This is a genomic window from Burkholderia sp. BC1, assembly GCF_052683555.1.
On sequence record NZ_JBQYLP010000120.1, the window covers coordinates 1 to 8,846 of the forward strand.

General features: G+C 68.5%; 7 protein-coding genes. 4 read left to right on the forward strand and 3 right to left on the reverse strand.

What is annotated here, in order from left to right:
- Positions 1-117: 117 nt before the first annotated feature.
- Entirely contained in the window at positions 118-495 is a 378-nt protein-coding gene (locus ACSHSS_RS29060) for a lysophospholipase (protein WP_445545888.1), read from the reverse strand.
- A 289-nt stretch (positions 496-784) separates the two neighbouring features.
- Here ACSHSS_RS29060 and ACSHSS_RS29065 point away from each other — a divergent pair, with 289 nt between their 5' ends.
- Positions 785-2,215 (forward strand): purine-cytosine permease family protein, encoded by a 1,431-nt coding sequence (locus tag ACSHSS_RS29065; RefSeq protein WP_253606807.1) that lies wholly within the window; start codon positions 785-787, stop codon positions 2,213-2,215.
- A 60-nt stretch (positions 2,216-2,275) separates the two neighbouring features.
- Here the strand turns inward: ACSHSS_RS29065 and ACSHSS_RS29070 are convergent, their stop codons facing one another.
- Positions 2,276-3,232: a LysR family transcriptional regulator gene (locus ACSHSS_RS29070; RefSeq protein ID WP_006401094.1), complete on the reverse strand. Its 957-nt coding sequence runs from the start codon at positions 3,230-3,232 to the stop codon at positions 2,276-2,278.
- A gap of 197 nt (positions 3,233-3,429) precedes the next feature.
- Between ACSHSS_RS29070 and ACSHSS_RS29075 the strand changes: the two genes are divergently transcribed.
- From ACSHSS_RS29075 to ACSHSS_RS29085, 3 genes are read left to right on the forward strand one after another with little or no spacing between them, the layout of a single operon-like run.
- Positions 3,430-4,740: an MFS transporter gene (locus tag ACSHSS_RS29075; protein WP_012213713.1), complete on the forward strand. Its 1,311-nt coding sequence runs from the start codon at positions 3,430-3,432 to the stop codon at positions 4,738-4,740.
- 31 nt (positions 4,741-4,771) lie between these two features.
- Complete coding sequence (locus tag ACSHSS_RS29080; RefSeq protein WP_445545889.1) at positions 4,772-6,043, forward strand: Zn-dependent hydrolase; 1,272 nt, start codon at positions 4,772-4,774, stop codon at positions 6,041-6,043.
- A 25-nt stretch (positions 6,044-6,068) separates the two neighbouring features.
- Positions 6,069-7,091, forward strand: a complete 1,023-nt coding sequence (locus tag ACSHSS_RS29085) for a histone deacetylase family protein (RefSeq protein WP_105778938.1) — start codon at positions 6,069-6,071, stop codon at positions 7,089-7,091.
- A gap of 162 nt (positions 7,092-7,253) precedes the next feature.
- Here ACSHSS_RS29085 and ACSHSS_RS29090 read toward each other — a convergent pair whose 3' ends face one another.
- Positions 7,254-8,459 (reverse strand): MFS transporter, encoded by a 1,206-nt coding sequence (locus tag ACSHSS_RS29090; protein WP_105762214.1) that lies wholly within the window; start codon positions 8,457-8,459, stop codon positions 7,254-7,256.
- Positions 8,460-8,846 lie beyond the last annotated feature (387 nt).

Consider the following 8,846-nt stretch of genomic DNA (forward strand, 5'->3'; position numbering starts at 1 on the left):
GCTCCTTGGCCATCAGTTTATGCCTCACACACAAAGATTCGGATAGGCTCCAGTGAAGCGGGCTATGACGTCACAGGCGTCCCCCGCGCGGTATTCGTTCGTCCGCCCACACCGCCCTTACGGCAGAGTCGGCCCACCATCCGCGCTTGGCGTCACCTCCCGATAGAACGCATCGATCGCATTAACCATCTGCGACAACCCCGGCTGTTCCAGCGGATAGTGCCCCGCGTTGTCGAGCATCACGACCTTCACCGGCTCCTTGCGAATGCGCTGCAGAAACGGCTCGCTCAGATGCAGCGGCGTCCAGCGATCGGCGGCCGGCTGCGTCAGCAGCACCGGACAGACATCGAAATCCTCCGGCTCGACCGCCGGCCGGTACGTCATGTAGGAACTCAGGAAGGCCATCGTCATCGCATTGCCGGCGGACGTGCGATCGGACAGCCACACCTTCAGCGCAGCCGGGTCGTTGACGAGTGCCGACCGGTTTCCATACATCAGCTTGCGTCACGCCGAGACTCGCGTGCCGACCGATTTACACGCCTAAAAAAGCGGCGAAAGACGGGTATTTCCGGATATCAGACAAGTTGTATATACAAGATCATGCGCTGGCAATGCCTGCCCGCGTCGTGCCGCATGCGCGTCACCGTGCTCGTCGCGCCCATCGCGCATGCATGGCGCCGCTCGGCGATCCACGGCGCCCGCGTCGAAGCGCCGAACCGACGGCTCGACACGTTCCGCGTCCGTTCGAACCATTTGTCGTCCCGAGTCATCTGGAGATTTGCCCGTGTCAACGCATCCCACTGGAAACGCCGGCGGCTTGATCGAAGTCCGCTCGATCGATTTCATTCCCGACGCCGAACGTCACGGCGGCTTGCTGAGCCAGTTCACGTTGTGGCTGTCGGCGAACATGCAGATCACCGCGATCGTCACGGGCGCGCTCGCGGTCGTGCTCGGCGGCGACGTGTTCTGGTCGCTGATCGCGCTGCTGCTCGGGCAGCTGATCGGCGGTGCGGTGATGGCGCTGCACGGCGCGCAAGGCCCGCAACTCGGGCTGCCGCAAATGATTTCAAGCCGCGTCCAGTTCGGCGTGTACGGCGCGATGATCCCGATCGTGCTCGTGTGCCTGATGTACATCGGTTTTTCGGCGAGCGGCTCCGTGCTGGCGGGGCAGGCGGTCGCGCAGCTGCTGCACGTCGACGACGCGGCCGGCATCCTGCTGTTCGCGGCGGTGATCGTCGTGCTGACGGTGTGCGGCTATCGCGCGATCCACTTCGTCGGCCGGATCGCGAGCGTGATCGGCATCGTCGCGTTCGTCTACATGTTCGCGCAGCTGTTCGCGAACCACGACATCGGCGCGCTGCTCGCGAACCGGCATTTCACGCTGGCGAGCTTCCTGCTGTCGATGTCGCTGTCGGCATCGTGGCAGATCGCGTTCGGCCCGTACGTCGCCGACTACTCGCGCTATCTGCCGCGCTCGACCTCGTCGCTCGGCACGTTCTTCGCGGTGGGCCTCGGCTCGGTGATCGGCGCGCAGGCGGCCATGGTGTTCGGCGTGTTCGCGGCGGCGCTGGCCGGCAGCGGCTTTGCGCATCACGAAGTCGCGTACATCGTCGGCCTCGGTTCGACGGGCGCCGTGGCCGCGCTGCTGTATTTCAGCATCGCGTTCGGCAAGGTCACGGTGACGGCGCTCAACGCGTACGGCAGCTTCATGTCGATGGCGACGATCGTCAGCGGCTTTCGCGGCAAGGGCGCGGTGTCGTCGCGCAGCCGGCTGCTGTACATCTTCGGGATGATCTGCGTCTCGACGCTGATCGCGCTGGCCGGCCGCCATTCGTTCCTGAAGGAATTCACGGCCTTCATCCTGTTCCTGCTCGCGTTCTTCACGCCGTGGAGCGCGATCAATCTCGTCGACTACTACTGCTTCACGCGTTCGCGCTACGACGTGCCGGCGCTGTCCGATCCGGACGGCCGCTACGGCCGCTGGAACGCGATGGCGATCGCGATCTACGTGATCGGCATCCTCGTGCAGCTGCCGTTCATGTCGACGCACGTCTATACGGGCCCGCTCGTCGATGCGCTCGGCGGCACCGACATCTCGTGGATTCTCGGCCTCGTCGTGCCGGCCGTGCTGTATTACGTCGGCGCGCGCGCGTCGCATCGCAGCATTCCCGAGCGCCTGATCTTGCCGCTTGAGCGGGGCGAAGCGCAGCCCTGACGGTGCGCGTCGGGCCGGCATGCGTGCGGCCCGGACTGCCTACTGCGCGCGCCTGCGTCGCTACTTCCCGAGCCGCTGCGCGAGCGAATAGCGCTGCATGCAGCGCTCCATCGCCTCGAGAAACGCCAGCTCGGCCGCATTCATCTTGCGGTCGCGATGCCACAGCAGGAACACGTCGACGTCGACGAGCCCTTCATCGGGCGGCAGCCGCCACAGCCGCTGCTGGGCGATGTCGTCGCGCACGATGTGCTCGGGCAGGCAGCCGATGCCGTAGCCCGCGAAGATCAGCCGCCGCACTTCCTCGAGACTCGGCGACGACGCGACGATGCGTCCGGTGAAGCCCTTCTGATCGCGAAAGACGGTGAGCGGCGACAGGCTGTCGCCGATCTGGTCGCTCGTGAACGACACGAAGTTCTCGGCGAGCAGGTCTTCCATCCGCAGCTGCGTCTGCCCGAACAGACGATGATGGCGACCGCAGTAGATCGCATAGCGCTGGCGCAGGAAGCAGCGCATCTCGAGCTTGTCGTGCGGCGTGCGGCACAGGCCGAGCCCGGCCGTCGCGGTCTTCTGCAGCAGCGACGACAGGATGTCCGACGAGCGCATCACTTCGATCTGCAGATCGACGCGCGGATACGCGCGATGGAAATCCGCGAGGAATTCGTCGTAGACGGGCGACTCGATGCGGCTCACGGTCAACAGCCGGATCGAGCCGGTGAGGTCGGCCGTGCTGTCGTCGAGCTCCGTTTCGAGGCGCGAGATGCCGCCGTAGATGTCGCTCGCGATCCGGTAGACGGCTTCGCCGGCCGGCGTCGGCGCGAAGTGCGCGCCGCGCCGCTCGATCAGCCGCCGCTCGAGCGTGTCCTCGAGCCGGCGCAACGCCTGGCTCACCGCGGGCTGCGTCACGTGCAGCCGCGCGGCCGCGCGGCTTACGCTGCGCTCCTGCATGATCACCAGATAGGTACGCAACAGGTTCCAGTCGAGACGGTCGTTCAGGAAGGGAGCGAGATCGGCGCGCATCGGGTCTCCGGACGGCAGGGCACGCCGTACATTAGTTCAATTTATACGCCGAATAATAACTTGAAATTTGACTAATGAATTGCGGCGGCCGATAAAGGAGGCGTGCCGCAGCGTGCGGCGCGAGGCCGCGACAGACGGTCGCCATCACCATATTGCGTGCCGTTGCCGAGCGGCCCGGCGCGCGACAGGAGCCCCGCATGACCCAGTCTCTTCCTTCCGCCCGTCAGCCGGGCCGCGCCGCGACGGCCGCGTTCATCGGCACGATGATCGAGTGGTACGACTTCTACATCTATGCGACCGCCGCCGCGCTCGTGTTCGGCGAGCTGTATTTCCCGTCGCACGACCGCTTCGTCAGCACGATGGCGTCGTTCGCGACGTTCGCGGTCGGCTTTTTCGCGCGCCCGCTCGGCGGCATCGTGTTCGGCCATCTCGGCGATCGCATCGGCCGCAAGAAGGCGCTGATGACGACGCTGATGATGATGGGCGTCGCGACCGTCTGCGTCGGGCTGCTGCCCGACTACGCGACGGTCGGCATGCTCGCGCCGGTGCTGCTCGTCGTGCTGCGCATCGTGCAGGGCATCGCGGTCGGCGGCGAGTGGGGCGGCGCGGTGCTGATGGCGGGCGAGCACGCGCCGCAGGGCCGCCGCACGTTCTTCGCGTCGTTCGCGCAGCTCGGCAGCCCGGCCGGCCTGATTCTGTCGCTGCTCGCGTTTCGCGCGGTCACGTCGATGGACAAGGCCGACTTCCTCGCATGGGGCTGGCGCCTGCCGTTTCTCGCGAGCGCGGTGCTGCTGATCGTCGGCATCCTGATCCGGCTCGGCGTGAACGAGTCGCCCGAATTCGCTCGCGTGAAGGAAGCGAACCGCACGGTGAAGCTGCCGGTGGCCGAAGTGTTCCGCTCCGCATGGGGGCTCGTGCTGCTCTGCATCGGCGCGAACACGATCGGGATCGCGGGCGTCTATTTCACGAATACGTTCATGATCGCGTACACCACGCAGTACGTCGGCGTGTCGCGGTCGCTGATTCTCGACAGCCTGTTCGCGGTCGCGATCATCCAGTTCGTCGGCCAGCCGATTTCCGCGTGGATCGCCGAGCGCATCGGCGGCGCGCGCTTCCTGAAGCTCGCCGCCGCGCTCGCGATGCTGTCGCCGTATCCGATGTTCATGCTCGTGCAGGGCGGCACGTCGGCGTCGCTCGTGACGGGCATCGCGATCGCGGTCGTCTGCATGTCGGGCTTCTATTCGGTGATCGCGGGCTTCGTCAGCGGCGTGTTTCCCGCGCACGTGCGCTATTCGGCGATCTCGCTCGCGTACCAGATCTGCGGCGCACTCGCGGGCGGCCTGACGCCGCTCGTCGGCACCTGGCTCGCGCACCGCTTCGCGGGCCAGTGGTGGCCGCTCGCGGTGTTCTACACGTGCCTGTCCGGCATCTCGCTGCTCTGCATCGTCGCGCTCGATGCGCGCCGCGCGGCGCAGCCGGCCGCCGCCGAAGCGCTCGGCACGCATTGAGCATCGACCCACGGTTTTATCCGGAGTGCATATGAAAGATCTGTTGGAAATCGACGGCGAGCGCCTGTGGCGCAGCCTGACGGACATGGCGTGCATCGGCGCGACGCCGCGCGGCGGCGTGCGGCGGCTCGCGCTCACCGACGACGACCGGCGCGGGCGCGACCTGTTCGCGCAGTGGTGCCGCGACGCGGGCATGACGGTCAGCGTCGACGAAATCGGCAACCTGTTCGCACGGCGCGACGGCGCAGACGCGCACGCGGCGCCGGTGCTGATCGGCAGCCATCTCGACACGCAGCCCGAAGGCGGGCGCTTCGACGGCGTGTACGGCGTGCTGGCCGCGCTCGAACTCGTGCGCACGCTGAACGATGCGCGCATCGTGACGAACAAGCCGCTCGAGATCGTGTCGTGGACGAACGAGGAGGGTGCACGCTTCGCGCCGGCGATGCTCGGTTCGGCCGTGTTCACCGGCGCGCTGCCGCTTGCCGACGCGCTCGCGACGCGCGATGCCGACGGCGTGTCGCTCGGCGACGCGCTCGACGCCTGCGGCTATCGCGGCACGCGGCGCACGGGCGGCGCGGTCGACGCCTATTTCGAAGCGCATATCGAGCAGGGGCCCGTGCTCGAGGCGAACGGCACGACGATCGGGATCGTGACGGGCGGGCAGGCGATTCGCTGGCTCGACGTGACGGTCACGGGTGTCGCCGCGCATGCGGGCACGACGCCGATGCCGTACCGTCGCGACGCCTATTTCGCGGCCGCGCAGATCGCGCTCGATCTGGAGCGGATCGTCGCCGGCTACGCGCCGCGCGGCCTCGCGACGATCGGCCAGATCGCCGTTCGCAACGCGTCGCGCAACACGATTGCGGGCGAGCTGACCTTCACCGTCGATCTGCGTCATCACGACGATGCCGAAGTCGATGCGATGGAGCGCGCGCTGCGCGATGCAGCGGCACGCGTGGCAGCCGCGCGCGGCGTGCAGGTCGCGATCGAGACCTGCTGGCGCAGCCCGGCGACGCCGTTCGATCGCGCGTGCGTCGAACTCGTCGCGCAGGCCGCGGATGCGTTCGGCTACCGCAGCGAGCGAATCGTCAGCGGCGCCGGGCACGACGCGATCGTGCTCGCGCGCAGCGTGCCGACTGCGATGGTGTTCATTCCGTGCGTCGACGGGCTGTCGCACAACGAAGCCGAAGATGCGCTGCCGGACGACGTGACGCGCGGCACGAACGTGCTGCTTCACGCGGTGCTCGCGCGGGCGGGCGTCGCGGCGCGTGCGGACGCGGCGGCAGCCGCGCCGCGCGCATGACGATGCATTCCGACGAGGACGATCGATGAAGACGTATTTCCATCCCGAGCAATTGCTGCACCATCCGCGCACGTATCTGTCGCGCGGGCAGATGCGCGCGCCGCAGGAAGTGCCGGAGCGCGCGGCGCGCCTGGTCGCGGCCGTGCGCGCACTCGAGTTCGACGTGCGCGAGCCGGCCGACCGCGGCACGGCGCCGATCGCGGCCGTGCACGACATGAATTACCTGCGCTTTCTCGAGGACGCGCACCGCGACTGGAAGAAGATGCCCGACGACTGGGGCGACGAAGTGATGTCGAACATCTTCGTGCGCGATCCGAATCCGCTGCGCGGCGTGCTCGCGAAAGCCGCGCGCTATCTCGCGGACGGCAGCTGCCCGATCGGTGCGAATACGTGGCGGGCCGCCTACTGGTCCGCGCAGAGCGCGCTCGCGGCTGCGGCCGACGTGAACGACGGCGCGCGCGACGCGTATGCGCTGTGCCGGCCGCCCGGCCATCACGCGCGCCGCGATGCGGCGGGCGGCTTCTGCTATCTGAACAACGCGGCGATCGCCGCGCAGGCGCTGCTTGGCCGCCATCGGCGCGTCGCGATCCTCGACACCGACATGCATCACGGGCAGGGCGTGCAGGAGATCTTCTACGGCCGCGACGACGTTCTGTACGTGTCGATTCACGGCGATCCGACCGACTTCTATCCGGTCGTCGCGGGCTACGAGGACGAAACGGGCGCCGGTGCCGGCGCGGGCTACAACCTGAACCTGCCGATGCCGCACGGTTCGCCGGAGGCGGTGTTCTTCGAGCGCCTCGACGACGCGCTGCGCGCGCTCGCGCGCTTCGAGCCCGACGCGCTCGTGCTTGCGCTCGGCTTCGACATCTACAAGGACGATCCGCAGTCGCAGGTCGCGGTGACGACCGACGGCTTTGGCCGGCTTGGCAGCGTGATCGGCGCGCTCGGTCTGCCGACCGTGATCGTGCAGGAAGGCGGCTATCACCTCGACAGCCTCGACGCGAACGCGCGCGCGTTCTTCGGCGGCTTCGGCGCGGCGCGCTGAGCGTGCCGGCGGCCGGTGCGTGAAGCAGGCGCGCCGGGCCGATGACGACGCGACACGGGCCGGATGACCGGCCCGTGTGCGTTGGTGCGCCTGATCGAATTCGGCACCGCGCGACGCGCGCCGATGCGTGCGGCTCGGCCGCGACGCGCGACGGTGCCGGCGTCAAGACCCCGCGACGGCCGGCGCGCGGCGGCGCTGCATCCGCTGCAGCACGACGAGCGCAAGACCGGCCGCGGCGATCAGCCCGCCGACGAGCGGCACCGCCGCATAGCCGAACCCGGCCGAAATCGCGGCGCCGCCGGCCGCTGCGCCGAGCGCGTTGCCGAGGTTGAACGCGCCGATGTTGACGGCCGATGCGAGGCCGGGCGCCTCGGCGGCGGCGCGCATCACGCGCATCTGCAGCGGCGGCACGACCGCGAACGTCGCGATGCCCCACACGAGCAGCGTCGCGGCGGCGCCCGCATGCGTCGCGGCGAGCAGCGGGAACGCGGCCATCGACGCGATCAACAGCAGCAGGAAACCGATCAGGCTGCCGTCGAGCGAGCGGTCCGCGAGGCGGCCGCCCGCGACGTTGCCGATCGAGAAGCCGACGCCGATCAGCACGAGCATCGCGGTCACGAAGCCGGGCGTCGCGCCGCTCAGATGCTCGAGCGTCGGTGCGACGTACGTGTACAGCGTGAACATCGCGCCGGCGCCGAGCACCGTGGTCGCGAGCGCGCCGAGCACGACGGGGCGGGTCAACACGGCCAGCTCGGCCCGCAGATCGGGCATCTTGCCGGCTTCGCCTTTCGGCAGCGCGGCGAACAGGCCCGCGATCGCGATCAGGCCGAGCGCCGCCGTCGCCGCGAACGACATCCGCCAGCCGATGATGTGGCCGAGCCACGTCGCGGCCGGCACGCCGCCGACGTTCGCGATCGTCAGACCCATGAACATCGTCGCGACCGCGCTGGCCTGCTTGTCGCGCGGCACGAGGCTCGCGGCCACCACCGAGCCGAGCCCGAAGAACGCGCCGTGGTTCAGGCTCGTGACGAGGCGCGCGAGCAGCAGCGTCGTGTAGTTCGGTGCGACGGCCGACAGCAGGTTGCCGATCGTGAAGATCGTCATCAGCGCGATCAGTGCCGAACGGCGCGGGCGGCGCGCGAGCAGCAGCGTCATCAGCGGAGCGCCGGCCATCACGCCGATCGCGTATGCGCTGATCAACATGCCGGCCTGCGGAATCGACACGTGCACGCCGTCGGCGATGACGGGCAGCAGGCCCATCGGCGAGAACTCGGTCGTGCCGATGCCGAACGCGCCGGCGGCGAGCGCCAGCAGCGGCAGCGCGGCGCTGCCGCCGGGGCGGGAAGCAGGGGAAGTCGTGGCGGTCACGCGATGTACTCCTGTAAGCAATGGGCAACGGAACGGCGCCGTTGCGGACAGCCTGCATTGTGCTCGTCCGACTTTTGCGGAAAAAGCCGTATCGGGACGAAACTCTCTTGAGTCGATATCAAGAATGGCGGCGCAATGCAGCCGCTGCGCGGGCGCCGAACGGGCGTCGGCGCGCCGGCGCGGGCAAAAAAAACCCCGGCCACAGGGGGACCGTGACCAGGGAGGAAAGGCATCCTCTCTTTGGCACGAGGGTGGATGCGCGCGCAGTATATTTCGCGGCGTAACAATTCGAAATGTCGTTAAACGGCCGTTTTTGGTGCCAATTCGTCATGCGAACGGCGCGTGCGGCGGGCGCGCGGGAGGCGACGGGGGCGGGCGGCGCGGGGC

Bases quoted from the DNA above. Each gene is read 5' to 3' on its own strand.
- ACSHSS_RS29060 (WP_445545888.1), bottom strand. From the start codon at position 495: ATGTATGGAAACCGGTCGGCACTCGTCAACGACCCGGCTGCGCTGAAG.
- ACSHSS_RS29070 (WP_006401094.1), bottom strand. From the start codon at position 3,232: ATGCGCGCCGATCTCGCTCCCTTCCTGAACGACCGTCTCGACTGGAAC.
- ACSHSS_RS29075 (WP_012213713.1), top strand. From the start codon at position 3,430: ATGACCCAGTCTCTTCCTTCCGCCCGTCAGCCGGGCCGCGCCGCGACG.
- ACSHSS_RS29080 (WP_445545889.1), top strand. From the start codon at position 4,772: ATGAAAGATCTGTTGGAAATCGACGGCGAGCGCCTGTGGCGCAGCCTG.
- ACSHSS_RS29085 (WP_105778938.1), top strand. From the start codon at position 6,069: ATGAAGACGTATTTCCATCCCGAGCAATTGCTGCACCATCCGCGCACG.